This window comes from Arthrobacter sp. NPDC080086 (assembly GCF_040702285.1).
This window is the reverse complement of sequence record NZ_JBFBKP010000003.1, coordinates 86,188-112,348: the sequence shown is the minus strand read 5'-3', so window position 1 is coordinate 112,348 and position 26,161 is coordinate 86,188. Positions and strand designations below refer to the sequence as shown.

Sequence of the window (26,161 nt, the reverse complement as noted above, 5' to 3'; positions counted from 1 at the left end):
ATAGGTGCCCATTCAAGTTCTGTACAACATCTTCGCCGCATTGTTCGACGGCCCGTAACCTCCGCACTGTCAATGAATCAATCGCTGCCCGGCACGCGCCGCGCGGCACTTTGCGGAGGCAAGCAGCCACGATGGGACTGAATCTCGAACAAGCGCTCGGCGTGCATTCGGCAGCACTGAAAGTGCGCGCCGAACGCACCAAGCTCCTTGCGTCGAACCTGGCCAATGAATCGACGCCGGGTTATCGGGCGCGCGATCTGGATTTTCGCGCAAGCCTGGACCACGCACTCGCCAACAACGCCTTCGAGGCCGCGCTGCAGTTCGGCGGGGACGAAGCCAAATATCGCGTGCCGAGCCGCCCCTCGCAAGACGGCAACACCGTCGAGCTGGGCGCCGAGCAGGCCGCGTTCTCACAGAACGCCGCCGATTTCCAGGCCAGCCTCACCTTCGTGAACATGAAGATCAAGGGCCTGAAGGCCGCCATCACGGGGAACGTTTGATGAGCTTCAAAGACATCTCGCAGATCGCCGGTTCAGCAATGTCTGCGCAAACCGTGCGCCTGAACACCATCGCCAGCAATCTCGCCAATGCCGGTACTTCCGGCACGGAAGAGACCGCCTACCGCGCACGCAAGCCGGTGTTCGCATCGGTGTTTCAGAACGGTGGCGCGCGCGTGCAGGTGCTGGACGTGATCTCCACCGACGACGCACTCGCCGCGCGCCACGAGCCGGGCCACCCGCTGGCCGATGAAGACGGCATGGTCTTCTACTCCAACGTGAGCGCCGTCGAAGAAATGACCGACATGATGGCCGCGTCGCGTGCCTTCTCCACCAACGCCGAGGTGCTCACGCGCATCAAGGGCATGCAGCAAGACCTGCTGCGCATGGGCGAGGGCTGAGCACGATGAATATCAATAACAACGTCAACAGCAACGGCTCGGGCATCGGCGATCCGATCTTGCAGCCGGGTGCCGGCAACAACGATGGCGGTGGCGTGTCCGACATGTTCACCAAGCTGCTGATCGCGCAGATCCAGAACCAGGATCCGCTGGCGCCCATGGAGGCCAGCCAGTTCGTGACGCAGTTCTCGCAGATGAGCCAGGTGGAAGCCATGCAGACGCTGGCCCAACTGAGCGCCGCCACCGCTGCCATGCAGGAAAGCATGCTGGTGGTCACGCTGGGCTCGCAGGTCGGCTCGCTGGTGCGCGTGCGTGCCGATGCAGTCGATCTGGACGGCGACGTCGTCAAGGGCGGCTTCACGCTGGAATCTTCCGCCTCGGATGTGGAAGTCATCCTGACCGGGCCGGACGGTACCGAACACAAAATTTCGCTGGGTGCGAAGCAAGCGGGCGATGTCGATTTCGAGATCGACCCCGAAGCGCACGACCTGCCCCCGGGCAACTACAAGGTGCGTGTCTCCACCGACACCGGCGAGAAGCCGAACGTCGAGTTGATCGGCGAGCTGCAAAGCGTGCGCCTGGGTGCCGATGGCCGCGTGATCCTGTCGATCGCCGGCATTGGCGAGGCCGACACCGCCGACATCACCCGCTTCCTTGGTCGCCCGAACGGCGGCGGGCAAAGCACAACGCCTCCTGAATCCACTCCTCCCCAGATCCTTCCCATTCCGAAGAGGTACCAGTCATGAGTTTCAACATCGCACTTGCCGGCATCAACGCCATCAACGGCCAGCTCAACCAGATCAGCAACAACATCGCCAACAGCGGCACGCTGGGCTTCAAGGCCGGCCGCGCGAACTTCTCGTCGAGCTACATCAACGCGCAGCCGTCGGGCGTGCAGATCGGGTCGACCTCGCAGGCGATGGACATCAGCGGCAACTTCCTGGCCACCGGCCGTGGCATGGACGCCGCCATCTCGGGTAAGGGGTTCTTCATCTCACGTGATACCGACGGCTCGATGGTGTACTCGCGCGCCGGCGTGTTCGGCACGGACGCCAACGGCAACGTGATCGACTTCATGGGCCGCGCGGTGCAAGGCTACGGCCTGGACGGCGCACTGGGCAGCCTGACGGTGCCCACGGGCGCGATTCCCGCGCAGGCGAGCGGCTCGCTGGAGTACGCCGGCAACATGTCGGCTGATTGGGACGAGCCGACCGTCTCGCCGTTCAACAAGGACGACCCGCAGTCGTACAACGGCATGTCGGCCACCACCGTGACTGATTCGCTGGGCCGCGAGCACACCGTGACGCAGTACTTCGTCAAGGGTGCCGGCAACGAAATGCAGGTCTACTACGCCATGGATGGTGAAGACGTCGGTTTGCCCACATTCCTGAACTTTGACGAGACCGGCAAGATGGTGACGCCGATCGGCACCGTGGATCTGGACCTGGGCACGCCGACTGGCGCCGCGCCGCTGTCGATCGCCATCAGCTACGCCGGCACGACGATGTTCGGTGGCGAACAGAGCACCGCCAAGAACCGCGCGGACGGCTACAAGGCCGGAACCGTGACGGGCGTATCGCTGGCCGAAGACGGCTCCATCGAGGTGCAGTACAGCAACGGCAAGAAGATGTCGGCAGGCCAGTTGGCGATCGCCACGTTCCAGAACGAGAACGGCCTGGTGCCGGTGGATGGTTCTGCGTGGCAGGCAAGCGCCGCCACCGGTGAGCCGCTGCTGGGCACGCCGGGCACCGGCATGGGCGGCAAGCTGGCCGTGGGTGCGGTGGAGCAATCGAACGTCGACATGACCTCCGAGCTGGTGAACCTGATGGGCGCGCAGCAGAACTACCAGGCCAACTCGAAGGTGCTGTCCACCGAAAACGAAATGATGCGCACGCTGATGCAGGCGCTGTAACGCGATGGACGCCTTCATCTACACAGCAATGACGGGCGCAGACCACTCGCTGCGCGCGCTCAATGTGCGAGCCAACAACCTCGCCAACGCGCAAACCACCGGTTTTCGCGCCGACATGGCCAGCGTCACCAGCCAGGCCGCCAGCGGCTATGGCTATGACTCGCGCCATCATGCGGCGCTCACATCCACGCACGTCGACCATACGCCGGGCAAGACCAGCGAAACCGGCCGCACGCTCGACGTGGCCATCGACGGCCCAGGCTACCTGGCCATCGAAACCGACAGCGGCGTGGCCTACACGCGTGCCGGTGCCATGGCGATCGACGGCGAAGGCAACCTCACGTTGGGCGGCCACACGGTCCTTGGCGACGGCGGCCCCATTGTGCTGCCCGAACACGACTCGCTGACGATCGGCGCGGACGGCACGATCTCCGTGGTGATGGCTGGCGAGAAGGGCGTCCAGGACGCGGGGCGCCTGCTGCTGGTGAACCCCGAGCCGGCCGATCTGATGAAGAACGCGCAGGGGCTGATCGTCTCGCGCAGCGGCGCCGAATACGCGGCCGATGGCAGCGTCACCGTCAAGGGTGGCCACCTGGAGAGCAGCAACGTCTCGGCCGTCGAAGAAATGATGCACACGATGTCGCTCACGCGGTCATTCGAGATGCAGATGAAGCTCTACAAGGTGGCTGATGAAATGGCCGACGCCGGCAACCGGCTCATCCGCGGCTAAGCGGCTGCGTCAACACACAAGGAGTAAGAGGCAACCATGAATCACGCAATGTGGATCAGCAAGACGGGCATCCAGGCCCAGGACGCGAAGCTGCAGGCGATCGCCAACAACCTCGCCAACGTCAACACGGTCGGCTTCAAGCGCGACCGTGCGGTGTTCGAAGACCTGTTCTACCGCGCCGAGCGCCAACCGGGCGCACAGGTGTCGGACAACGCCACCGGCCCGGGCGTGCAGCTCGGCAACGGCACGCGCATTGCGGGCACGCAAAAGGTGTTCACCACGGGCGCAATGCAGAACACCGGTCAGGCGCTGGACTTGGCCATCAATGGCAACGGCTTCCTGCAGGTAGAAATGGCGAACGGCGAAGTCGGTTACACCCGCGCCGGCCAGCTGCGCTTGAACGATCAAGGCCGCCTGACCAACGCGCAGGGCCTGCCGATTGCACCGGGCATTGATGTACCGCAAGACGCCACCGGCATCACGATTGGTGAGAACGGTGTGGTGTCCGTCACCACGGGTGCAGGCACCACGCCCACCGAAGTGGGCCAGCTCCAGCTCGCGCAGTTCGTCAACCCGGCCGGCCTGTTGGCCCTGGGCGACAACCTGTATGGCGAAACCACCGCCAGCGGCGCCCCCACCGAAGGCGAACCCGGCCAGAACGGCCTGGGCACCATCAAGCAGGGTGCGCTGGAAGGCTCCAACGTGCTGGCCGTGGAAGAAATGGTCGAGATGATTGCTGCCCAGCGCACCTATGAGATGAACACCAAGGTGCTGTCGGCCGCCGACAACATGATGCAGTACCTCTCGCAGGCGGCACGCTGATGAGGGCCGCACGCTTCCTGGCCGCATGCGGTGCACTGGCCTTGCTGGCCGGTTGCGCAACCGGGCCGCTCGATCGTCCGTTGCAGGACTTCGACGACAACACCATGCCCGAGACCGCGTTTGAAGTCCGTCGCGGTACGGCGGGCGGCGTCATGGTGCCGGATCAGGCGTGGTCGCTTACGTCAGACGTGCGCGCATTCCGCGCGGGCGACGTGCTGACGGTCGAGCTGGACGAATCCACGCAGGCCAGCAAGAAGAGCGGCACGCAGATGGGCAAGGACAGCAGCCTGAGCGCCAAGAAGCCATCGTTCTTCGGCAAGACGCTGCCGGTTGAGGCCGAGCTTGGCGCCAAGAGCGGCTTCAACGGCTCGGGCTCCAGCTCGCAGCAGAACACATTGCGCGGCTCCGTCACGGTGGTGGTCCAGCGCGTGATGCCCAACGGCCTGCTGCAGGTGCGCGGCGAAAAGCGCCTCGTCCTGAACCAGGGCGAAGAAAACGTGCGGCTTGCCGGTTATGTGCGCGCTGCCGACATCGATTCGAACAACCGCGTGTCGTCACAGCGTGTGGCGAATGCGCGCATTACCTACTCGGGCCGCGGCGCACTGGCCGATGCCAACCAGGCTGGCTGGCTGACCCGATTCTTCAACAGCCCCTGGATGCCGTTCTGAGCCAGGGCCCGATTGCACCAAGGATGACACGATGAAACTGAAGCGATTCGCCACCTTTGCCGCCACGTGCGCGGTGGTCGTTGTCGCGGCGCTGCTCGGTGCCGTGCCCGGCGCACGTGCGCAAACGGTCGGCAGCCTGGTCGACGTGGAAGGCGTGCGCGAGAACGCGCTCGTCGGCTACGGCATCGTCGTGGGCCTGGCGGGTTCTGGCGACGGCACGCAAGCCAAGTACACCACGCAGTCACTGGCGAACATGCTCAAGCAGTTCGGCACACGGCTGCCTGAGAACGTCAACCTGCGCTCGCGCAATGCCGCCGCGGTGATGGTGAGCGCCACGTTTCCGCCCGGCTACCGCCGTGGCCAGAAGGTGGACGTCACCGTCTCGTCGCTGGGCGACGCCAAGAGCCTGCGCGGCGGCACGCTGCTGATGACGCCGCTGCGCGCGGCCGATGGCGAAACCTATGCACTGGCACAGGGCAACCTCGTCATCCCGGGCCTGAACGCACAGGGCCGCAGCGGATCGAGTGTCACCATCAACACGCCCACCACGGGCCGTATCCCGAAGGGCGCGACCATCGAGCAAGAGATCGCCACCGACTTTGCCAGCACGCCTACCGTGCGCCTGAACCTCAAGCGCCCGGATTTCACCACCGCTTCGCAGATCGTCGACGCCATCAACGCCAGGTTTGGCAGTGACGTTGCCAGCACGGAAGACGCCACGTCGGTGGACGTGATCGCCCCCGAGGTGCCGAGCCAGCGGGTGGCCTTTGTCGCGCGATTGAAAGGGCTGCAGGTCAAGCAGGGTAGCGAGACGCCGCGCATTGTCTTTAACTCGCGCACCGGCACGGTCGTTATCAGTCAGGGTGTGACGGTGAAACCGGCGGTCGTTTCGCACGGCGCGCTGAAGGTCACGATTGCCGAAGGCACGATGGTCAGTCAGCCGAACGAGTTTGCCAACGGCACTACGGTGGCCGCACCGATCAGCGAGATCGGCGTCTCCCAGGCTGGTGGCAACGCGTTCCAGTGGAAGTCGGGTGCGAGCCTGCAAGCGATTGTCGACACGATCAACCGCACGGGCGCCACGCCGGACGACCTGATGGCCATCCTGCAGGCGCTGTCCGAAGCCGGCGCGCTTACGGGTGAACTGGTGGTGATCTGACGGGAAAGACAACCATGACGACCATGACATTGGAACCGATGCACCTTTTTCAAACGCCGGGCGGCGCGTCCGCCGGCGAAGCGGTCAAGCCTGCAGACCCGGCTTACCGCAAGCGCGTGGAAGAGGCCACCGTGCAGTTTGAAGGCCTGTTCATTGCGCAGATGCTGAACGAGATGAAGAAGGCGACCGACCAGCTCAAGAGCGACGACAGCGGCACAGACCGAACGAGCGACGCGATGCTCGACTACGCCAACCGCGCGGTGGCCGATGCGATTGCGCATCAGCGTGCCTTCGGCATTGCCGACACGCTGGTGGCGCAGATGCTGCCGCCCGAAGCTGCGCCCGCTGCACCGGCTGCGTCCGCGCAAGACTGATGCGGTCGTCCCACTAAATTTTTGCCTACTGGAACCCAATCATGAGCATCACCCGCATCGGCCTGTCCGGCGTGCTCGCCGCACAAGCGAACCTCAACATGACGGCGCGCAACATCGCAAACCTGGCGACGCCCGGCTATACCCGTCAGGGCGTGCTATTGACAACGCGCGTGGGCGGCGGCGTTGAGGTGGGTTCGCTGATCCGCTTTGGCGACAACTACAAGATCCAGCAGAAGTGGCTGTCGCAAAGCCCGGTGGGGCAGCACAGCGCGGCGGAATCGTATTTCCGTCAGCTGGAAGAAGTGATGGGCCTGGAAGACGGCAGCGTCAAGGCAGGGATGGACCGCTTCTTTGGTGCACTGGATGAAGCCAGCGCCGACCCGGCCAAGCCCGCGCTGCGTCAGCAGGTGCTGATGGCCGCCGGTGGCCTGGCCACCAGCTTCAACAACCTGCAGCAGATGATGCGCGGCCAGCTCGATACGCTGCGCCAGCAGAGCTCGGCCACGGCCGGCCAGATCAATGGCCTGTCGGAATCCATTGCCGACCTCAACCGCCGCATTGCAGATGCCGAGGCCAACGGCGGTGCTCCGTCGGAGTTGATCGACCAGCGCGACAACGCCATCGACCAGCTTGCCGCACTGGCGGAGATCCGCACCGTGCGCCAGCCGGACGGCACCATCGACGTGAATCTGGCCAGTGGCACGCCGCTGGTGGCCGGCAGCCAGGTCGGCAAGGTCAGTGTGGAAACGAAGGCCAATGGCGAGTTCGCGCTGAACATCGAGTCTGGCGGCACGACGTACCCCGTCGACGGCGCCAAGGTGGGCGGCACGCTGGGTGGTCTCTACACGTTCGCGCAAGACACCCTGCTGCCGCAAATGGAAGCCATCCGCTCGCTGGCCGGTGAGATTGCCGAGAGCTTCAACAAGCAACTGGAAGACGGCTACGGCATGGACGGCTCGCCGGGCAAGCCGCTGTTTACGTTCGACCCCGCCACGGGCCGCCTGACGCTCAACGAGATGAAGCCGGAAGAGCTCGGCTTTTCCGGAGATCCGAAAACCCCGGGCAACAGCGACAACCTGCTCAAGCTGATCGAGCTGCGCAACCAGCGCATCGATCTGCCGGGCTTTGGCGAGACGTCGCTGGGCGACGCGTACACGCTGCTCGTCGGCAAGCTCGGTTCGCAGAGCCAGCAGAACCAATCGGCGCTCACCATGGCCGGCGAGATGCGCAAGCAGGCTGAAGAGGCGTGGCTGTCATCGGCAGGCATCAACGGCGACGAAGAGGCCATGAACCTCAACGAGTTCTTGCAGATCTACCAGGCCAACATGAAAGTCATCTCGGTGGCGAACGAACTGTTCGACGCCACGATCAAGAGCTTCTAAGGACACCATCATGCGCGTTACCAACCAGCAACTCAGCATGAGCATGCTCAGCACGCTGCGAGCATCGAACAGCAAGACCGCCGACCTCATGAGCAAGATGGCCTCGGGCCAACGCGTGCAGCGCGCCTCGGATGATCCGATTGCTGCTGTGCGCCTTCTGATGCTCGAACGCGATACATCGGTGCTCACACGCTTTCAGAAGAACATCGACACGCTGTCGGTGCGCCTGCAGAAGAACGAAGCGCATCTGGACGGCATGCTCGACACCGTGATGTCAGCGCACGACTCGCTGCTGGCCGCCGCCGATGGCAGCCACAGCGCCGCAGACCTGAACGCCATGGCCGGCCCGCTGCGCACCTTGCTCGACAACCTGAAGCAAGCCGCCAACGCCAAGGATGGCGACGGCAACTACCTGTTCTCCGGCACGCAGACCGACACCGCACCCATCGCCTACGACCCGACCGCACCGGCCGGCAGCCGCTACGCCTTTGCCGGCAACAGCGAGCAGCAGGACGTGGTGATCGGCCACGGCGTGACGCAAACCGCCAACGTGACGGTCGACCACCTGGCCGACGTGCTCAACAAGCTGGAGTTGGCCGTGGAGGCCATGGAAGATCCGGCGGTGGACCCGAATGATCCTGCTGTGCGCGACCTCCTGACCGCCGGCATCGACTCGCTCAAGAACAACGGCATCAACGTGCTGAGCGCAAAGGTCTCTCACCTGGGCGGCGCGCAAAACACGCTGACCCTGATGAACGACAACCACGCCGCACAGCTCATCGCCAACGGCCAGGCAACCAGCCTGGTGGGCGAGCTCGATTTCGCCGATGCGATCGACCAGCTCAACAACTACATGACGGCGATGAAGGGTACGTATGAGATTTACGGCCGCATGAAGAAGATGTCGCTGTTCGACGCTATCTGAGGCCGCGCTCATGGAGATGCGACGCACAGCACCGGTTGGTGGCTTGCCCGGCAGCCAGCCGGTCTCCCGGCATGAACAGAGCGCCGCCGCGGCGCAGGCCCGACGTGGCGCAGCCGCAGAGGTTGCGCAAGCCGCCGCTGCAAAGCCGGCCGTTACGCAGCAGCCGGCACCCACGGTGGGTGCGGCGCGCGCGCCAGGCGCAACCGCCGTCTTCACGGCACGCCAGGCGCAACTCAATACCGATGTCACGGGCACCCAGCGTGCGCTCGCCTTTGTCGACACGGCGGCAGGGCAACTGCGCGGCCTCAAGCGAGAGCTGAGCGCCATGCTCGGCACCGGCACGCGCGGCAGCGACGCGGCGGCCCAGCGGATTGCCCGGTTCGACGCACTGTGGAGCCAACGCGCATCGTCGACCGGCGGCGTGCTCGACGCGCAACTGGGCGTGCATCCGTCAGCGGATGCCACGCGCACCTTCCGCGTTCGCGCGCTCGACACCGAGCAATGGCGCAGCAACGGTCCTGAAACGTTGACGTTTCACCCAATGGGCCTCGGCAAGCAGGCCGCGTCGATCACGTTCGACAGCACGCCGCTTGAGCCGGCCGCGTTCGCCAAGCGGCTCGACCGCGCATTGGCGGCCACCGGTGTGCGTGCGTCGCTGGCGTCGGATGGGCAGGTGGATTTCACGGTGGCGGAATCCCGCTGGCCAACCGTACGCGACCAACTGATGATGCAGGGTGGCGGCAAGCGATTCCCAGGAGGCAGGCCAAGCCGTGCGCACGCAGACGCCGCACCCGAAGCTATTGAGCCGGCCCGCTGGCAAGTGCAGGACCGGACTGCGCAACGCGCCACGCTGCGCGATGTCGTGCGCGCGCTCGATGGCCTGGCTCAGGCCGATCGGACACTGCGCACCCACCTGGATGCGGCAAGCGGCCGCCTGCATCGTGGGTTGGGCGAAGCGGCGGGTCCGCAAGCCATCCGCGCCACGCGCTCGGTGGCCGATACGCTGGGCGGGTCGCAGGATTTCAACGTGCTGTCGACCGTGACCGCAACACTGTCGGGCCTGAGCCGTGCCCGTGTCGAGACGCTGCTCAAGCTCTAAAAGCAGCGGCAGCGCGGATTCTGCTGAATCATCAAGAATCTGTTGAACATTGTTCTGCATCGCCAGCGAATCGGCGAGTCTGAGGGGAAGATCCACGCCTTAACAAGGAGCCCTCAACCGATGACGCAATCCCCTCGCTTCCCTCACCTGCGGTTGACCCCCGGCACGCAGATCTTCCTCGCCCTGGTGTTGGGCATTGCCGCCGGCCACTTCATCGGCGAGCCCGCCAAGGTGCTGCAACCGCTGGGCGACATCTTCATGTCGTTGATCCGGATGTGCGTGATTCCGGTCGTGTTCGTGTCGCTGGTGTGCGGCATCACCTCGCTCTCTGACTTGGCCGCGATGCGCCGGATCGCGTGGAAGTCGATCGCCATCTATGCGCTGCTGATGTCCACCACGGCCGTGCTGGCGATGAGCGTTGCCGGGCTGTTCGAGATCGGCAAGGGCTTCGACCTGCCACTCACCGTCGATGCGTCCATGCTGGTCGAGCCGACCAGCCTGAAAGCCGCGTTGATGTCGGCCATTCCTTCCAACCCGTTCAAGTCGTTTGCTGACGGCGCATTGCTGCCGACCATCGTGTTCGCCATCTTCTTCGGCCTGGCGATCAACCTGTCGGGCGAGCGTGGTGAGCCCGTGCGCAGCTTCTTCGAAAGCCTGTCGGCGGTCGTGTTCAAGCTGATCGGCATGGTGCTCAAGCTTGCGCCGGCGGGTGTGTTCGGACTGATGGCGTATGTGACGGCCGACCACGGTTTCTCCGCATTGGGCCATCTCGGTTCGCTGGTGGCGGTCAACTATGGGGTGCTGGCGGTCGTGATGATCGTCATGTGCAGCGTGTTGCTCGGCGCCTTCGGTCTCAACCCGCTGCCGTTCCTGCGCAAGATGTTGCCGGTGCAGTTGTTTGCGTACTCGTCGGCCAGCAGTGCGGCCACGCTCCCGCTCAACATGGAAACCTGCCAGACGCGTCTGGGCGTCGACGGCCGCATCGCGAGCTTCGTGCTGCCGCTCGGTTCCACCATCAACATGGCGGGCCTGGCGAGCTATCTGGGCACGGTGGCCATCTTCGCCAGCAACGCCTACGGGGTTGAGCTGACGACCGGGCAGATGGTGATGGTGGTCGTCACCACCACGCTCGCCTCGATCGGCGCCGCCGGCATTCCCGGTGCGGGCCTGGTGGTGATGAGCCTGGTGCTGGCATCGGTCGGGCTGCCGCTGGAGGTGATTGCCGTCATCGCTGCGGTAGACCGGCTGATTGACATGTGCTGCACGTCGGCCAACGTGACGGGCGATACGGTGACTGCGGTGGTCGTTGCGCGGGCGGAAGGCGCGTTGGATATGGAGCAGTACAACCGCGCTTGAGCAAAGTCCCCGCTAACGAGAAAGCGCACGGCAAAAACGTGCGCTTTTTTTCGTCCTAAGGATGGTGTTCAGAACTCGATTTGCCGCACTGACCCATCAACATAGAGCCGATGCGGTGCAAGCGGCGCGGCATCTGGCTCGAATGCAGCGCGACGCGTCATCCATAGGTTGCCCAGGGCGAGCAGCGTATGCAATTGCTGCGTGTTCTTCATCAGGCCGCGATAGCGCACTTCTGTCGCGCAAGCGCGCGCCTCAGCCGATGTCCAGCACGCGCCCACCCGTCGCGGGCGCGGCGGCTTCTATCGTGGCCAGGCCGAACACCGACACCAGAGCGTCGAGCCGGGCCTGATTGGCGAGCCAGCGCTCCCCGCTTTGACCATTCCAGTCACTCACCTGATCAGCACTTTGCTTTGCCATGTCATCTCCTTGACTCGACGATCCGTCCTTCATCGCGTCGACTACGCCAACCTTTTCGAAGGCGACGACGCAACGGGAGAAGGGAATCTATGCTCTCAAACCACCATCGACTGCTGGGCGAGGATGCCCGCCATCGCGCCCTGCGAGGATGCCTGGGTGACCGATGACAAGAAGGGCGTGGCGAGGTCGCCGGCGGCGTAGATGCCGGGCATGCTGGTTTGGCGGCGCTCGTCAACCTTGAGGACGATACCGGTGGGCGTATCGACCGTGGCGAGGCCCAGTGATTCATGCAGGCTTGCGGACGGCTTGTTGCGCGGATGGGCGAACAGGACGTCGACCGCGACGTCGCGACCGGTATCGAGATTGACGGTGTTGATATGGCCCTTCTGGTGGGCGATCTCCACGATCCGGCCATCGACGAGAGGGATGTTGCGGCGCGCCAGATCGGCCTGAATATCGGGCGCAATGTCATGCCCATCGGCGAAGACAGTCAACTTGTCAGTCCAATCGCGGAACAGCTTGGCAGACTGGTACGACTGCGGGCTGGACCAGACGAGGCCCCAATGCTGGCCGGCGACTTCAAAGCCGTCGCAATAGGGGCAGGGCACGATGGACGTGCCCCAGCTTTCGGCAAAGCCCGGCACATCAGGCATCTGGTCAGCGAGGCCATAGCTCAGGATCACGCGGCGCGCCCTCAGGCTTTCGCGATCGTCAGTGACGACGCAGAAATCGTCGATGGCGCCAGACACGCTTTCGGCACGGGCATTGATCAGCCTGATCGTTGGATAGCGCGCTAGCTGCTGCCGCGCTTCGGCCAGGATGTCCAGCGGCGGCTTGTGATCGTGGCCCAGCAGGCCATGCGAGTGGCCGGCAAAGCGGTTGCGCGGCCGGCCGGTATCGAGAACGGTGACCTTGCGGCGGGCACGGCCGAGCTGCAGGGCAGCGGCGAGGCCGGCAAAGCTGCCGCCGATGATGATGACGTCATTCATGGTGATGGGCTCCGTGTTGTGGATGAGGGGTGGGCCGGGGAAACCTGATCTGCACAACCGGTTGAAACCTGCCCTTGGCTTGCACATTGCGATACTGAGTGGTATCGTATTAAGCAATTTCAATACTGTCAAGTACCGTAATTGTCGTGAGCGAAAACAACCAAAGCCGGCGCGGCCGGCCCGCCAACGAAGCGCTTCGCCAAACGATCGTCGACGCCGCCTGCGAACTCTTTGTGGAGTTGGGTTTTCAAGCGACGACCATGGACAAGGTCGCGCAGCGGGCGAAGATATCCAAGCTGAGCATCTATCGGCACTTCGAGAACAAGGAGGCGCTGTTCAGCGCGGCCATGGTGGCCCGCTGCGATCAATTTGCACCGCAGGCCCTTTCTGAAGGCGTTGACGGTTCGGCCGAAGATCAGCTCATGGCGGTGGGATCATCCCTGCTTCGCACGCTGTTGAGCCCGGACGTGCGCAGTGTCGAAGCGATGGTTTTGGCCGACAAGACGAATCAAAAGTCGTTAAGCAAGCTTCATTACGAAGCCGGGCCAGCCCATGTCATCGCCCAAATCGAGGCCGTGTTGCGTCAGTTGCACGCGAAAGCGATGCTGAACGTACCCGATGCGCTCCGGTCCGCCCGCTTGTTCGCCGCGCTTTTCAAAGGATCCGATCTCCTGCTTATTGCACGCTTCGATGAGGCGAAAGCAGAGGACGACAACGAAATTGAATCCTATTGCCGGTCGGCCGTCGCCATGTTCATCGCCGCGCACAGTGGCATTTAAAGGTGCGCTATCGCGGTCGATGAAGAACAAGTAGCGGTTGCACACGCTGTTCGCTCTGAGCAATCTGTGGATGACGCGCGAACGACTGATGCGCGAGGCCACTGCATGAGCGCAAAGCTGCCCGCGCGGGCAGGCAATCGGCGCCTTCTTTATGCCACGTCGTGCTGCATTCGAGCCAGGTGCCGCGCCGCTTGCACCGCATCGGCTCTATGTTGATGGCTCAGTGCGGCAAAACGCGTTCTGAACACCATCCCTAAGCGCCTGATTCCGTGCAAGCGGTTGTATCCCCTCTGTCGATTCTTGCTGCCGTGAAGGCGCATGATGAGGCGTTGTCTAGCTCCATTGTTACGAGCGTCAAGTCGTCGGGTCGTTGACCCTGGCTTTCGCAGGGCGGCCGTCCGCAAGGACGAAAGAGAATGCCCGCTGACCGAAAGGAAAACGGGCATTTTATTGAGAACAGAAGCTCAAGGCCTCATCAGGGCGCGATATGGATCACCCCAACGTCCCCACGATACTCACCTCCTTATTCTCCGGAATCTCGTTGTACGACAGCACCGCCAGCCCTGGCGCAAACAGCTTGGCGTAGCGCGCCAGCATCGGCCGCACGCGCGGCACCACCATCAGCACGGGCGTGGCGCCCATCTGCTTCATCTGCTCGGCCACGGCGGGCATGTGCGTCTGCAGTTGCGAGAGCACGTTCGGCTCCACCGGGAAGTTGTCCAGCGGCGCGCGCGTGCCGGATTGCTCCGCACGGCTGAGTGCGCCCAGCAGGATGTTCTCCAGCTCCACCGTCAGGCTGAAGCCCTTCAGTGCGGCCTGCGGATTGCCCAACGCCGAGACGATCTGACGGCGCAGCGCGCAACGTACCTCGGCCACGAGCAGCAGCGGGTCCTTGGTGGTCTCGGCCGCTTCCACCAGCGTGGAAGCCACGGTTTCGATGTCCTTGATCGACACGTTCTCGGCCAGCAGCGTACGGAACACCTTGCGCAACTGGCTGTGCGTGAGGCACTTGCCCAGCGCATCGGCCAGCACGGGGGCAATGCTTGTCAGGCGATCGATGATGGCCGTGACGTTGTCGTAGCTGAACAGCTCCGGCAGGGTTTCGCGCACGAGCTTGGCGGCATGCGTGGCGATGACGGTGGCGCAGTCGACCACTTGGTAGCCGAGCCCCAGTGCGTGGGCTTTCTGTTCGGGTTCGATCCACGTGATGGGCATGCCGTAGGCCGGGTCGACACCGGGCGTGCCATCCAGCTCGCCGTAGACGGTGGGCGACGGAATGGCCATCAGCTTGCCCGGCTGCACCTGGGCCTGGGCCAGCGCAGTGCCGTTGAGCATGATGGCGTAGCCGGCGGGCGGCAGGCTCATATCGTCGCGCGCGCCAATGGGCGGCAGCAGAAAGCCGAGCGATTCCGACAGGCTCTGGCGCGTGCCTTGCAGGCGGCGCACGAGCGGTGCGCCCTGTGCGCGGTCCACCATCTGCACCAGCTTGTAGCCGAGCGACACCGACAGCGCGTCGACGTACGGCAGGCTGCTCCAGTCGAGCGCCTCTTCGCGCGGGGCGGCCAGCGTGGCTTCCACGGCGCGGGCGGTTTCCTCCGCGCTGGCGGCTTCGGCGGGCGATGGCCGTTGCGCCATGCGCCAGCCGACATAGCCCAACACGGCTGCAAAGCACAGGAACACCAGCGTCGGCATGCCCGGGATCAGGCCCAGCGCGGCCATCAGCGCGGCGGCACTGAACAGCACCACGGGTGATGCCAGCAACTGCTGGCCAACCTGTTCTTCAAAGTCGCGCGAGTCGTTGATCCGCGTGACGATCACGGCAGCGGCGGCCGACAGCAGCAGCGCCGGAATCTGCGCGACCAGGCCGTCACCGATGGCCAGCAGCGCGTACTTGTGGAAGGCCTCGCCCGTGGGCAGGCCGTGCATCATCACGCCGATCACCACACCGCCGATCAGGTTGATGATCAGCACCAGGATGCCGGCAATCGCATCGCCACGAACGAACTTCGATGCACCGTCCATGGCGCCGTAGAAGTCGGCCTCGGTGGTGACCTCCTTGCGGCGCTGCTGGGCTTGTTCTTGTGTGATGACGCCGGCGTTCAGGTCCGCATCGATGGCCATCTGCTTGCCGGGCAACGCATCCAGCGTAAAGCGCGCCGACACTTCCGAGATCCGCTCCGCGCCCTTGGTGACCACCACGAAGTTGATGATCATCAGGATGACGAACACCACCAGGCCGACCACGAAGTTGCTGCCGATCACCACGTTGGCGAACGACTCGATCACCTGACCGGCCGCACTCCCGCCGGTATGGCCGTTGAGCAGCACCACGCGCGTGGAAGCGACGTTCAGCGTCAGCCGCATCAGCGTGGCGGCCAGGATGATGGTCGGGAAGGCCGAGAAATCCAGCGGCCGCTTGACCGTCACCGCCACCATCACCACGACGATGGACAGCACGATGTTGAACGTGAACATCATGTCCAGCGCCATGGGCGGCAATGGCAGGATCACCATCGCCAGGATGGCGAACAGGGCGAGCGGCGCGGCAAACTTCGCGCGCTTGAGCATGGCTATCAAGTTCATGGGGATGGAGCCTTTTGTAGATGTTCGGGAATATCGAAACCGGTGGGCAGTGACGGCGCGACACCGCGGCCGCCATTGCGGAATGCCTTGATCTGCAGCACATAGGACAGCACCTGCGCCACCGCGCGATACAGCGCGGCCGGAATCTGCTGGTTGACCTGGCTGGTGTGATAAATGGCGCGGGCAAGGGGCGGCAGCACCAGCACTTCCACGCCGTGTTCCTTCGCCAGATCGCGGATGAACAGCGCCACCTCGTCGATGCCCTTGGCCACCACATACGGCGCTTGCGCACGCGATTCGTCGTACTTGAGCGCGACGGCGTAGTGGGTCGGGTTCATGACCACCACGTCGGCCGTCGGCACGGTTTTGCGCATGCCCTGGCGTGCCATCTGGCGCTGGATCTGGCGGATGCGGCTCTTGACCTCAGGCTTGCCCTCGGACTGCTTCATCTCGTCCTTGATGTCGCGCTTGCTCATGCGCTGTTCGCGCATGAACGTCATCCATTGGATGGGCACGTCGATCAGCGCAAACACGGCAATCACGGCAGCCAGCGTGAGCGCGGAGGTGAGGAACAGATCCGCCCCGCCGGCCAGTGCATCGATGAGCGGTGCGCCTTGCAGGCGGATGAAACCATTCAGGTTGGCGCGGCAGACGACGAAGAGCGTCACCATCAACGTGATGGCCTTGAGCACCGTCGTGCCGAACTGCACGTAATGCTTGGCCGAGACCAGCCGCTTGAGCCCGGCGATCGGGTTCAGCTTGCTGAACTTCGGCATGAAATTCTTGCGGCTCATCACCCAACCGCCCGGCACCAGCGACGCGATGATGATGCCCGCAGGCACTGCAGCCAGCGGCGCCAGCATCTTGCCAATCAGCAGCAGGGTGGCCGGAAACAGCATCCCCCCGGCATTGCCGAGCGCACCGTCGCCATGCAGGTCAGCAAACGACAGTGCAAAGATGCGCTTGAGATCCACCAGCCAGCCGGGTGCGAGCACGACGATCAACTTGAGCGCCACCAGAATCCCCACGGCCGTGCCGATGTCGCGCGAGCGCGCAACCTGGCCTTCCTGCTTGGCTTTGCGGAGCTTCTGCGGGGTGGCCTTTTCGTTCTTGTCGCCGTTGTTGGACTGCTGGCTCATGGATGAGCTTCCTTGGCCAACAGGGCGAGTGCGTCAGGCATGGCAGACACGTCGAACGCACAGGGCACGGTGAACACGATCAATCGCCTCCTCGGGTGAGTTGCGGCCATTGTCGGCAAGTCGTTGCGAGGTGTTGAGAAGGTTGAACAGACCTTGAACGGTCCGCGCACCCCCGGCGCTGAGGTTCCGAACCCCGTGTGTGGCGTTCCGAACACCGGATTCGATACTTTTTGGTCCGATGCCGGACCTCTCCCCCTCCGGCGATGCTGAAAAAAGCATCAACGCCGGACCTTTGAGGTCCGCGGTCGGACCTATGGAGGTCCGCGTGTGCTGCTTTTTTCAGCATCGTTGCTGTTTTTTTCAGCAGCGGCGGATCTTGGAGGTCCAACGTCGGACCTCTCTAGGTCCGGATTCGGAACTTTTAGTGAGGAAGTCGGGGCTTTGAGGTGCGCTGTCGGACCTCTGAGGTCCGCGCGGGAGGTGTCGTGGTGTGCACACCAGCCGTGCCGGGCTCGTCACATCTTGGCGGGTGCGGGCGGCAGGGCCAGTTGGTCATACACCTCCAGCACGTGTTCCACCATGCGGCCGTAGTGGTCGGGCAGGGAGGGCAGCAGCAGTGTCAGCAGCAACAGCCCGAACATCGTCGTCACCGAGAAGCCCAGCGCGAACAGGTTCAGCGCCGGTGCCGCGCGGTTCAGCAGGCCAAGACCGACTTGCACGACCAGCGTGGCAAACATCACCGGCAAGGCCAGCGCCACGGCGGCCGAGAAGATCCAGCCCACCGCAAACGCCAGGTGCTTGAGCGCCGCCAGGTCAAACGCAAAGCTGCCCACCGGCCACACCGTAAAGCTGCGCGCCAGCACGTGCGTGAGGATCAGGTGCCCATCCACCGCAAAGAACAGCAGGATGAACACCACATACATCACGCTGGTGAGCACGTCGGCCATCTGGCCGTTCATCGGGTCGTTGATCTGCGCCATCGACAGGCCCATCTGCGACGAGGCAATGGCACCGAAGATCTGCAGCGCAGACAGCACGAGGTGGAACATGAAGCCGAGCAGCCCGCCGATCAGTACCTGCTCGGCCATGGCAGCCACGCCTTGCAGCGAGATCGGATCAATGGCCGGTGGCGCCGGTATGCCGGGCTGCACGACGAGTGCAAGGATGAGCGCGATCAGCAGGCGAATGCGTACTGGCACCATCACTTCACCCAGAATCGGCGCAGCGGCCAACGCGGCGGCAATCCGGCAGAACGGCCAGACGATCGCGTTGGCAAGCGGCAGAAGCTGGGTGAGAACGTCTTCCATGCGAGCGCGATCAGCCGGCCAGTTGTGCGGCGCGGCCAAAGATCTCAACGGTGTAGTGCATCACACGGTCGGCCACCCACGGGCCGGCCAGCGCGAGCGCGATGAGCGTGGTGACCAGACGCGGCAGAAAGCTCATCGTCTGCTCGTTGATCTGCGTGGCGGCCTGAAAGATGGCGACCAGCACCCCCGTGATCAGCCCCGGCGTAATGAGCACGAGGATGATGACGAGCACGAGGCGCAGCGCGTCAATGGCAAGGCTGGCGGCGAGGTCGGGGGTCAGCATCAGAAGGCCTTCACACTGGTGATGAGCGTATTCACCGTCAGCGACCAACCATCCACCAGCACGAACAGCAGCAGCTTGAGCGGCAGCGAGATGACCAGCGGCGACAGCATCATCATCCCCATCGCCATGAGCACGGAGGCGACGATGATGTCGATGATCAGGAACGGGATGAACAGCATCGCGCCCACCTGGAACGCCGTCTTCAGCTCGCTGAGCACGAAGGCGGACAGCTTGACCAGGAAGGGTTGGTCTTCGGGCTTGGCGATCTGTTCGGTGCCCGAGAGTTTGGCCATCTGCGAGAGCGTGGCTTTGTTGGTTTGGGCGAGCATGAAGCGCGACAGCGGTTCTTCCGCAGTCTTCAGTGCGACCTGCATGCTGACCTTGCCTTGGTCATAAGGCACGAACGCCTTCTGCCAGATCTCCTCGCCAATCGGGCGCATCGTCAGCATCGTGAGCACCAGCGCGACGCCGGTGACGATGCGTGCGGGCAGCCCCTGCTGCAGGCCCAGCGCCTGTTTCAGCAGCGACAGCACGACCACGTAGCGCAGAAAGCTCGTCATCGTCATCAGCAGCGCGGGCAGCAACCCGAGCAGCGTCATCAGCACGAGGATCTGCGTCTTGACGGTGAAGCCTTCACCCTTCGGGCCGCTGGAGGCGAGCGTCAGCGTGTCGGCATGCGCGAGTGTGGGCACGGCCAGCGTGGCCAGCGCAAAGCCGGCAAACACGACGAGCCACGTGCCGAGGCGGACGAGGAGGGCGCGGTGTTTCATGACGTGAGCGAGCTCAGGTCGTCCAGTTCAATGATGCGCAGGCCGTAGTGCTCGCCCGAGACCACGACTTCCGCCGTGCCGATGGCGGTGCCGTTGACTTTGATGACGAGCGGCTCGCCGGCCAGGCGGTTGAGTTCTACCGTGGAGCCGGCTTCGTACGACAGCAGATCGGCCAGCGGCACGGTGGCTTCGCCCACTTCCAGCGTCAGGCGCACGGGGATGCGGCGCAGCATGCGCATCGGGTCACGCGGGGCGGCAGCTTCGGCGGTGGCCTGAGGCTCGTCGCCCAGGTCCAGGTCGTCCAGCGCGGAGAGATCGATATCGTTGATGGCAGTCATGTCGTGTTACTCCACAAGTTCGAAAGAGGTGATCCACATGGCGCCCTGCTGCTCGGCCAGCGCGGCGCGGTAGAGGCGTACGTTGTCGACGAGCACGTCGGCGGTATCGGGCAGCCGGACGGGCAGCACGTCGCCGGGGCCCATGCGCAGCAGGTCTTCCAGTCGCATGTCCTTGGTCAGCATGCGCACCGACAGCGTGATGGGGATGCGCACATTGGCGGGCGTGCCGTCCGAGGTGGACGACGTCGGGCGCAGACGTTGCGCATCGAGGCGGGCAAACAGGTGCGCAAGCCACGCTTCGTTCAGTGCAAATTCCAGTTCGCCGCGCAAGTGGCGGGTGCGGTCTTCAATGGTGATGCGCAGTGTGCGAGCCGTGGGCGATGGCAGCGCGTCGGCCATGGGCGGAAAGGCTTGGGTCTGCTCGCCGATCACCGCTGCGGCGAAGGCGCTGAGCACCGTGGCGTCCAACTGGGCGGCAAAGCGGCGTTCCGTGCCGGTTTCCGGACCGGGCGCAGCCAGCGTGGCTTCATCGAGCGGCGTGTTGTAGTGGCAAGCCAGCAGCGCCAGCAGCAGCGTGCGATTGCAGCGCACGGCAATCTGGCCGTGCTCCGATGCGTAAGTGCGCCAACCGGCGGCGTCCCGCGGGCGGATGGCCGCAATGGCGATGTGGGAGGTGACGAAGTTCGTGCCACGGCGCAGGTTGAAGCGTTCGTGGAAGGTGTGATCAATTCTGCGCTTGATGTCTTGCAGAACTTCGTCGAGCAAGTGGTACGGACGGCCCAGCGTGCACGGATCGAGCACCACTGGGGCGGCGGCTCGGGCGTTACGGGAAGGAGTGGAAAGTGCCGACACGTTCGTGGTTCCGTTTGAAGAGTTGGCGCCATTGTCGGCAGCGGGCGCCACATCACGGAGAAGGTTGTACAAACCTTGAACGCATAAAAAAGCCGGCCCGCTTGTGGCGGACCGGCCAGTCAATCTCAATCTAGAGCGGAATCGCTTACTGGATGAGCGACAGCACCATCTGGTTCATGGAGCTGGTTTGCTTGAGCATGGCCATGCCGGCTTGCATCAGCACTTGCTGCGAGCTCATCTTGGCGCTTTCCGTGGCCATGTCGGCGTCCATGATGCGGCCTTCAGCGTCGGCCGTGTTCATCGACATGTTGCCCAGGTTGTTGTAGACGTGGCCGAGGCGGTTTTCGCCCGCACCGATGGCCGAGCGCATCGTGCCGACGGAAGCCAGCGCCGATTCGAGCTTGGTGATCGTGGCGTTGGCGCCGGTCGTCAGTTCGTCGCCGGTGGCGGTGGTGCCGTCGAACGTCTTGGCGGCCGCCTTCAGATCGGTGTGAACCTTGCCGAGTTCGGTCGCCACGTTGAAGGTCATCGTCTCGCTGGCGGACGCACCGATCTGGAACGTCACGGCTGCAGCCAGCTTGCTGCCGGTTTCGCCGATCAGCTTGGCACCACCATACGACGTGTTGGTCATGATGTTGGCGAGTTCCTTGCCCAGTGCGTCGTACTCAGCCTGCATGGCCTTCTTGTCTTCGTCGTTGGACGAACCGTCGGCGGCTTGGGTCGCCAGATCCTTCATGCGGTACAGCACGTTGGTGACTTCGTTGAACGCGCCGTCGGCCGTTTGCAGCATCGACGAAGCGTTTTGCGTGTTCTGCATGGCCACGCCCATGCCGCGCGTTTGCGCTTGCAGGCGCACGGCGATCTGCAGGCCAGCGGCATCGTCCTTGGCGGAGTTGATGCGCATGCCGGTACCCAGGCGGGTCATGGTGGTGTTCAGGTTGGCACGGTTGTTACCGATGGCCTTCTGGATGTTCATCGCAGCGGCGTTGGTGTGCAGGCTCAGCATGGTACGGCTCCTTGAATCTAGGTTGGGGGGTATCTGCTGCCGCCTGCTCATCAGACGGCCACGTCTTACCAAGACGACGGGGCGGGCGTGGGTGTTAAGGCGATGTGTGAGATTTCTTCTTCGCGCGCACCAACGAAAAACCGGCCCGCTTTTGGCGGACCGGTTTGTGTTCCAACACTCAGGGGAAGAGCGCTTACTGGATCAGCGACAGCACCATCTGGTTCATGCTGCTGGTTTGCTTGAGCATGGCCATGCCGGCTTGCATCAGCACTTGCTGCGAGCTCATCTTGGCCGATTCGGTGGCCATGTCGGCGTCCATGATGCGGCCTTCAGCGTCGGCCGTGTTCATCGACATGTTGCCCAGGTTGTTGTAGACGTGGCCGAGGCGGTTTTCACCCGCACCGATGGCCGAGCGCATCGTGCCGACAGCGGCCAGTGCGGTTTCGAGCTTGCCGATCATGTCGTTGGCGGAGTCGAGGTCGTCGCCGGTGTCGCCGCCGAACGTCTTGGAGGCCGCTTCCAGGGCGTCCTGAACTGCTTCGAGTTGGTCCGACACGTCGAAGCTCATCGTTTCGCTGGCGGAGGCACCGATCTGGAACTTGATTTCCGCGTTCAGCTTGCCGTTGGTTTCGTCGAGCAGCTTGGCGCCACCGTACGACGTGTTGCTCATGATGTTGGCGAGTTCCAAGCCCAGGGCATCGTACTCAGCCTGCATGGCCTTCTTGTCTTCAGCGTTGGACGAACCATCAGCGGCTTGGGTCGCCAGATCCTTCATGCGGTACAGCACGTTGGTGACTTCGTTGAACGCGCCGTCGGCCGTTTGCAGCATCGACGAAGCGTTTTGCGTGTTCTGCATGGCCACGCCCATGCCGCGCGTTTGCGCTTGCAGGCGCACGGCGATCTGCAGGCCAGCGGCATCGTCCTTGGCGGAGTTGATGCGCATGCCAGTACCCAGGCGGGTCATGGTGGTGTTCAGGTTGGCACGGTTGTTACCGATGGCCTTCTGGATGTTCATCGCAGCGGCGTTGGTGTGCAGGCTCAGCATGGTACGGCTCCTTCAATCTAGGTTGGGGGGTATCTGCTGCCGCCTGCTCATCAGACGGCCACGTCTTACCAAGACGTCAGGCAACGGGCCCGCGTTAAATCGAATCGAACAACGGCATCCCAACGGGCGCGCAAACGCTGGATTTACGGGGCAAGACTGCTACCATTGACACTATGTGACGATTAGCACGCCCCTTAAAAAACCGCCTCCGAGCACCCGCACCCATGTCGACGGCCACGCCCACCGATTCCGAGAAGAAGCGCATCGCTGTCCTGGAAGACAACCTTGCGCAAGCAGAAGCCGTCCGGCGCTGGCTCCAGAACGCGGGGTATGACGTCATCGTGGAGCACGACGGCCCCGCCTTCATGGCGCGCATCGACAAGGAAAAGGTCGACATGCTCGTGCTCGACTGGGACGTCCCCGGCATGACCGGCATCGAAGTCCTGCGCAATGTCCGGGCGCGCGTCCATTTCGAGATTCCCATCGTGTTGCTTACCCAGCATGACGACGAGCGGGACATCCTGCACGGGCTGGACAGCGGCGCGGACGATTTCCTCGTGAAGCCCGCCAGCGAACGCATGCTGCTTGCGCGCGTGATGGCGCAACTGCGCAAGTACTATCCCGACGCGCAAAAGAAACGGCAGGTCGAGTTTGATGGCTATGTGCTCGATGAAGCCGCGCGCGTGGTGACACTGCCGGACGGGAAGCAGCAGGAACTGCCCGAGCGCGAATTCGCCATCGGCCTCTATCTGTTTAGCCACGCAGGCCGCGTGGTCAGCCGCGATGCGCTGCTCAAGCATGTCTGGGGCGAGGTCGACGAGGCGCAGGTTGGAACGCTGGCAACCTACATGACGCGGGTTCGCAATGCGCTTCGCCTGCGCGAGCATGGGCTCAGGATTTCGAGCGTCTACCGACGCGGCTATCGCCTTGAGCGTTTGGCTGACGCGGCCGATAGCGATCTCGACTGACGCGCTGTAGCGCTCTCCTGCTCCTAATGCGTGCACTGATTCGTCGCCTGATCTCGCTTGGCCCCTGGCGGGGTCTGTTCGTCATCGTGATGCTGGTGCTGGCGGCGTTCAGCGGACATCCGGGCAGCGGCGTGGTGTCGGGGGCGCTGGACCGCGTGTTGTTCGATGCGATGGCGCAGGTGGTTGCGCATCGATCCACCGGGCAGGTGGTCGTCGTCAACATTGACGAAGCGACGGTGGCAGAGGTCGACCCGCAGCGCCTGGCGGGGTACTCGGCGCAATTGCTGGGTGCGCTTGGCATGGCCCGCAGTGTCGTGCTGGATCTGCCGCTGTTGCCGGGGCTGGACTATTCGAGCCTGCAGGCTGGTATGCAGGCGTATCCGCGCGTCGTGCTCGTCGCACCCAGCGCAGCGGAAGACGCCACCGGCCGTTCAACCCTGCTGCTGCCGGCGGCATTGAGCGGGCTGGCGGCGGCACGCAGCCAGCGCATCGTCACGATGGGCCACTACGGCGTGGTGACGGGGTTCGTACCATATCGCCGATCGGCGGGCACCCGGTATACACACGTTGCACTGGATGCGCTGCGCGTGGGCGGCATCGAGCCCAGGTGGCCCGTAGACCGCTTCATGCAGCCGTACGCGCAGTCCATCAGCGATGAGCGTACGCAGGCCGTGATGACGATGCTGCCAACGTCGATGGCCTTGCCGCAATATTCCTACATTGATGTGCTGCACCAGCGTGTGCCCAAGGACGCGTTTGCGGGCAAGGTGGTCTTTGTCGGCCACACGGCGTGGCGCGGCGAGGGGATGTTCCAGATCTCGTCACTCAATTCTCTTGAGGTGACGCGTGCGCAGCTCGATGCGCTGACAACCGATGCCGTCGCCTCCGGCAACATCGCTCGCGCGGCATCGTCTGCCGTCGAGGTGCCGGTGTATCTGGCCCTGGCGTTCGGCCTCGTGCTGATCTGCGTGCTGGTGCCTGGGCGCGCGGTGCACGCAGCCGCGCTCGGCTGGGGCGTGCTGATTTTTGCGGTGCCGCTGGTCTTGCTGGCGTTCCACATCTGGCTGCCGCTCGGGTTGCTGCCGGTGGTCTGTTTGCTGATCTACGGCTTCTTTGCGTGGGAGCGGCATGCGCGCATGCTCTCGATGCTGCGCGGTGAGCTGTCCGAATGGCGTGCCATTGCTGCGTCGATCCGGCCGCTGGAGCCTGCCGCCGATGCCGCTGTGGAACCCGCTGGTGAGTTGAGCAGCATCAAGGCGACGCTGCAGCAGGTGCGCGGCTGGCAGAAGCTGTATGTCGACATGATCAACCAGCTGCCGTATCCGGTGTTCCTCGCGATGGACGGCCGCGTTGCCGTCTGGAATGCCAAGGCCGCCGCGTTGATGGAAACCGGTGCGCAGGGCGACCACGATGCCCCGGCACTTGCGCAGGTCGAACAGCTCGTTGCGGAAAGCGTGCAACAAGGCGGTGACACCAGCCGCGAAATCGACTGGGGTGGCCGCGCCCACATGCTGATGTGCGAGCCACTGTCGCGCGATGGCGAAGGCACCGACAGGCTCGCCCAGGCCTCGCATCTGGTCTGCCTGATCGACATCACGGAGGTCAAGGACCTCGTCTCGCACGACAAGCGCATGCTGCGCCACATCGCGCACGATCTGCGCAGCCCGCTGACCGCCATCCTCTCGTTGATCGACCGTCGTGGCGCGGCCCATGGCGACGATTTGGCCGCCGTCTCGGACCGTGCCTTCCTCAACGACCTGCGCCAGCAAGCCTCCTATTCGCTGCGCATCGCCAAGGATTTCATGCAGCTGAGCCGCGCTGAACGGCTCGATCGTGCCGAGTTCGAGCCCGTGGCGTTGAGCGAAGTGGCCGAAGAAGCGGTCGACCAGAGCTGGCTTGCGGCCGAGCAGAAGGGCATCGTCTTGCGCGAGCCCGTGTTCCGGGTGGAAGACACCATCGTCAGCGGCAACGCCGACATGCTCATGCGCGCGGTGGTCAATGTGGTGGACAACGCGATCAAGTATTCGCCATCGGGCACCACGGTGGCGCTTAGCGTCGATGCCGGCGCCGATGGCACGCTGGTGCTGAGCGTCACCGACGAGGGGATCGGCATGAATGACGAAACCGTACGGCGCCTGTTCGAGCCGTTCTTCCAGGCCGAGCGCAAGCCTGACGGCACTGGGGGCGTCGGGCTCGGGTTGCCGTTCGTCAAGGCGGTGATCGAGCGCCATGGCGGCGCGGTCGAGGTTCGCAGCGTGCCGGGGCGCGGCACCGTCTTTGCGCTGATCCTGCCACGCACAGTCAACCCCTGATTCGGTGCGGATTCACCGCTGATTCACCGCTGATTCGCCGTTTGGTCT

General features: G+C 64.0%; 28 protein-coding genes and 1 pseudogene. 17 read left to right on the top strand and 12 right to left on the bottom strand.

Annotated features, from left to right (window positions below; genetic code table 11):
- Nucleotides 1-131: 131 nt before the first annotated feature.
- The 13 genes from flgB to AB0305_RS02660 all read left to right on the top strand — a co-directional run bounded on the left by flgB (nucleotide 132) and on the right by AB0305_RS02660 (nucleotide 11,325).
- Entirely contained in the window at nucleotides 132-500 is a 369-nt protein-coding gene (flgB, locus tag AB0305_RS02720; protein ID WP_366171265.1) for a flagellar basal body rod protein FlgB, read from the top strand.
- Entirely contained in the window at nucleotides 500-898 is a 399-nt protein-coding gene (gene flgC, locus AB0305_RS02715) for a flagellar basal body rod protein FlgC (protein WP_366171263.1), read from the top strand. The genes flgB and flgC overlap by 1 nt, the downstream gene beginning before the upstream one ends.
- A 5-nt stretch (nucleotides 899-903) precedes the next feature.
- A complete protein-coding gene (locus tag AB0305_RS02710) occupies nucleotides 904-1,644 on the top strand; it encodes a flagellar hook capping FlgD N-terminal domain-containing protein (protein ID WP_366171261.1) in 741 nt (246 codons plus the stop codon).
- Nucleotides 1,641-2,810, top strand: a complete 1,170-nt coding sequence (locus tag AB0305_RS02705; RefSeq protein ID WP_366171259.1) for a flagellar hook-basal body complex protein — start codon at nucleotides 1,641-1,643, stop codon at nucleotides 2,808-2,810. The genes AB0305_RS02710 and AB0305_RS02705 overlap by 4 nt, the downstream gene beginning before the upstream one ends.
- Nucleotides 2,811-2,814: 4 nt before the next feature.
- Entirely contained in the window at nucleotides 2,815-3,540 is a 726-nt protein-coding gene (locus AB0305_RS02700) for a flagellar basal body rod protein FlgF (RefSeq protein WP_366171257.1), read from the top strand.
- A 36-nt stretch (nucleotides 3,541-3,576) separates the two neighbouring features.
- Nucleotides 3,577-4,362 carry a flagellar basal-body rod protein FlgG gene (gene flgG, locus AB0305_RS02695; protein WP_366171255.1) on the top strand — a complete coding sequence of 262 codons (786 nt, stop codon included), beginning with the start codon at nucleotides 3,577-3,579 and terminating at the stop codon, nucleotides 4,360-4,362.
- On the top strand, nucleotides 4,362-5,030 hold the full coding sequence (gene flgH, locus AB0305_RS02690; RefSeq protein ID WP_366171253.1) for a flagellar basal body L-ring protein FlgH: 669 nt from the start codon (nucleotides 4,362-4,364) through the stop codon (nucleotides 5,028-5,030). The genes flgG and flgH overlap by 1 nt, the downstream gene beginning before the upstream one ends.
- A 31-nt stretch (nucleotides 5,031-5,061) precedes the next feature.
- Complete coding sequence (locus tag AB0305_RS02685; protein WP_366171251.1) at nucleotides 5,062-6,189, top strand: flagellar basal body P-ring protein FlgI; 1,128 nt, start codon at nucleotides 5,062-5,064, stop codon at nucleotides 6,187-6,189.
- 14 nt (nucleotides 6,190-6,203) lie between these two features.
- Entirely contained in the window at nucleotides 6,204-6,563 is a 360-nt protein-coding gene (locus AB0305_RS02680; RefSeq protein ID WP_366171249.1) for a hypothetical protein, read from the top strand.
- Nucleotides 6,564-6,604: 41 nt separating this feature from the next.
- A complete protein-coding gene (flgK, locus tag AB0305_RS02675; RefSeq protein WP_366171247.1) occupies nucleotides 6,605-7,945 on the top strand; it encodes a flagellar hook-associated protein FlgK in 1,341 nt (446 codons plus the stop codon).
- Between the two features lie 10 nt (nucleotides 7,946-7,955).
- Nucleotides 7,956-8,870 (top strand): flagellar hook-associated protein FlgL, encoded by a 915-nt coding sequence (flgL, locus tag AB0305_RS02670; protein WP_366171245.1) that lies wholly within the window; start codon nucleotides 7,956-7,958, stop codon nucleotides 8,868-8,870.
- 10 nt (nucleotides 8,871-8,880) lie between these two features.
- Nucleotides 8,881-9,969, top strand: coding sequence for a hypothetical protein (locus tag AB0305_RS02665; protein WP_366171243.1), 1,089 nt, complete (start codon nucleotides 8,881-8,883; stop codon nucleotides 9,967-9,969).
- 120 nt (nucleotides 9,970-10,089) lie between these two features.
- Nucleotides 10,090-11,325 (top strand): dicarboxylate/amino acid:cation symporter, encoded by a 1,236-nt coding sequence (locus AB0305_RS02660; protein WP_366171241.1) that lies wholly within the window; start codon nucleotides 10,090-10,092, stop codon nucleotides 11,323-11,325.
- A gap of 68 nt (nucleotides 11,326-11,393) precedes the next feature.
- On the opposite strand, the gene AB0305_RS02655 is transcribed toward AB0305_RS02660, so the two are convergent.
- The 3 genes from AB0305_RS02655 to AB0305_RS02645 form a co-directional block, all read right to left on the bottom strand.
- On the bottom strand, nucleotides 11,394-11,537 hold the full coding sequence (locus AB0305_RS02655; RefSeq protein ID WP_366171318.1) for a hypothetical protein: 144 nt from the start codon (nucleotides 11,535-11,537) through the stop codon (nucleotides 11,394-11,396).
- Between the two features lie 40 nt (nucleotides 11,538-11,577).
- Nucleotides 11,578-11,742, bottom strand: a complete 165-nt coding sequence (locus tag AB0305_RS02650) for a hypothetical protein (protein WP_366171239.1) — start codon at nucleotides 11,740-11,742, stop codon at nucleotides 11,578-11,580.
- A 95-nt stretch (nucleotides 11,743-11,837) separates the two neighbouring features.
- Complete coding sequence (locus tag AB0305_RS02645) at nucleotides 11,838-12,731, bottom strand: NAD(P)/FAD-dependent oxidoreductase (RefSeq protein ID WP_366171237.1); 894 nt, start codon at nucleotides 12,729-12,731, stop codon at nucleotides 11,838-11,840.
- 146 nt (nucleotides 12,732-12,877) lie between these two features.
- Between AB0305_RS02645 and AB0305_RS02640 the strand changes: the two genes are divergently transcribed.
- Both AB0305_RS02640 and AB0305_RS02635 read left to right on the top strand, forming a co-directional pair.
- Nucleotides 12,878-13,510 carry a TetR/AcrR family transcriptional regulator gene (locus AB0305_RS02640; RefSeq protein ID WP_366171235.1) on the top strand — a complete coding sequence of 211 codons (633 nt, stop codon included), beginning with the start codon at nucleotides 12,878-12,880 and terminating at the stop codon, nucleotides 13,508-13,510.
- Nucleotides 13,504-13,619, top strand: a pseudogene (locus AB0305_RS02635) (IS5/IS1182 family transposase); the annotation flags it as partial. The gene AB0305_RS02640 and the pseudogene AB0305_RS02635, both read left to right, overlap by 7 nt.
- Before the next feature lie 383 nt (nucleotides 13,620-14,002).
- Here the strand turns inward: AB0305_RS02635 and AB0305_RS02630 are convergent.
- The 9 genes from AB0305_RS02630 to AB0305_RS02590 form a co-directional block, all read right to left on the bottom strand.
- The gene (locus AB0305_RS02630; RefSeq protein ID WP_366171233.1) at nucleotides 14,003-16,093 is read right to left on the bottom strand and encodes a flagellar biosynthesis protein FlhA; all 2,091 of its coding nucleotides are present in this window, start codon (nucleotides 16,091-16,093) and stop codon (nucleotides 14,003-14,005) included.
- Nucleotides 16,090-17,232 carry a flagellar type III secretion system protein FlhB gene (locus tag AB0305_RS02625; protein WP_366171231.1) on the bottom strand — a complete coding sequence of 381 codons (1,143 nt, stop codon included), beginning with the start codon at nucleotides 17,230-17,232 and terminating at the stop codon, nucleotides 16,090-16,092. Before AB0305_RS02625 ends, AB0305_RS02630 begins: the two co-directional genes overlap by 4 nt.
- Nucleotides 17,233-17,747: 515 nt before the next feature.
- Nucleotides 17,748-18,539 (bottom strand): flagellar biosynthetic protein FliR, encoded by a 792-nt coding sequence (gene fliR / locus AB0305_RS02620; RefSeq protein WP_366171229.1) that lies wholly within the window; start codon nucleotides 18,537-18,539, stop codon nucleotides 17,748-17,750.
- A gap of 10 nt (nucleotides 18,540-18,549) precedes the next feature.
- Nucleotides 18,550-18,822 carry a flagellar biosynthetic protein FliQ gene (locus AB0305_RS02615; protein WP_104654340.1) on the bottom strand — a complete coding sequence of 91 codons (273 nt, stop codon included), beginning with the start codon at nucleotides 18,820-18,822 and terminating at the stop codon, nucleotides 18,550-18,552.
- Nucleotides 18,822-19,592, bottom strand: a complete 771-nt coding sequence (fliP, locus tag AB0305_RS02610) for a flagellar type III secretion system pore protein FliP (protein ID WP_366171227.1) — start codon at nucleotides 19,590-19,592, stop codon at nucleotides 18,822-18,824. The genes AB0305_RS02615 and fliP overlap by 1 nt, the downstream gene beginning before the upstream one ends.
- Nucleotides 19,589-19,930 (bottom strand): flagellar motor switch protein FliN, encoded by a 342-nt coding sequence (gene fliN / locus AB0305_RS02605; protein ID WP_366171225.1) that lies wholly within the window; start codon nucleotides 19,928-19,930, stop codon nucleotides 19,589-19,591. Before fliN ends, fliP begins: the two co-directional genes overlap by 4 nt.
- A 6-nt stretch (nucleotides 19,931-19,936) precedes the next feature.
- Entirely contained in the window at nucleotides 19,937-20,854 is a 918-nt protein-coding gene (locus AB0305_RS02600; RefSeq protein WP_366171223.1) for a FliM/FliN family flagellar motor C-terminal domain-containing protein, read from the bottom strand.
- A 73-nt stretch (nucleotides 20,855-20,927) separates the two neighbouring features.
- Nucleotides 20,928-21,788, bottom strand: a complete 861-nt coding sequence (locus AB0305_RS02595) for a flagellin (RefSeq protein WP_366171221.1) — start codon at nucleotides 21,786-21,788, stop codon at nucleotides 20,928-20,930.
- A gap of 193 nt (nucleotides 21,789-21,981) precedes the next feature.
- On the bottom strand, nucleotides 21,982-22,833 hold the full coding sequence (locus tag AB0305_RS02590) for a flagellin (protein WP_366171219.1): 852 nt from the start codon (nucleotides 22,831-22,833) through the stop codon (nucleotides 21,982-21,984).
- A gap of 224 nt (nucleotides 22,834-23,057) precedes the next feature.
- On the opposite strand from AB0305_RS02590, the gene AB0305_RS02585 reads away from it, so the two are divergent.
- Together AB0305_RS02585 and AB0305_RS02580 are read left to right on the top strand one after the other, a co-directional pair.
- Entirely contained in the window at nucleotides 23,058-23,801 is a 744-nt protein-coding gene (locus AB0305_RS02585) for a response regulator transcription factor (protein WP_366171217.1), read from the top strand.
- A gap of 26 nt (nucleotides 23,802-23,827) precedes the next feature.
- Nucleotides 23,828-26,113 carry an ATP-binding protein gene (locus AB0305_RS02580; RefSeq protein ID WP_366171215.1) on the top strand — a complete coding sequence of 762 codons (2,286 nt, stop codon included), beginning with the start codon at nucleotides 23,828-23,830 and terminating at the stop codon, nucleotides 26,111-26,113.
- The last annotated feature ends 48 nt before the right edge of the window (nucleotides 26,114-26,161 follow it).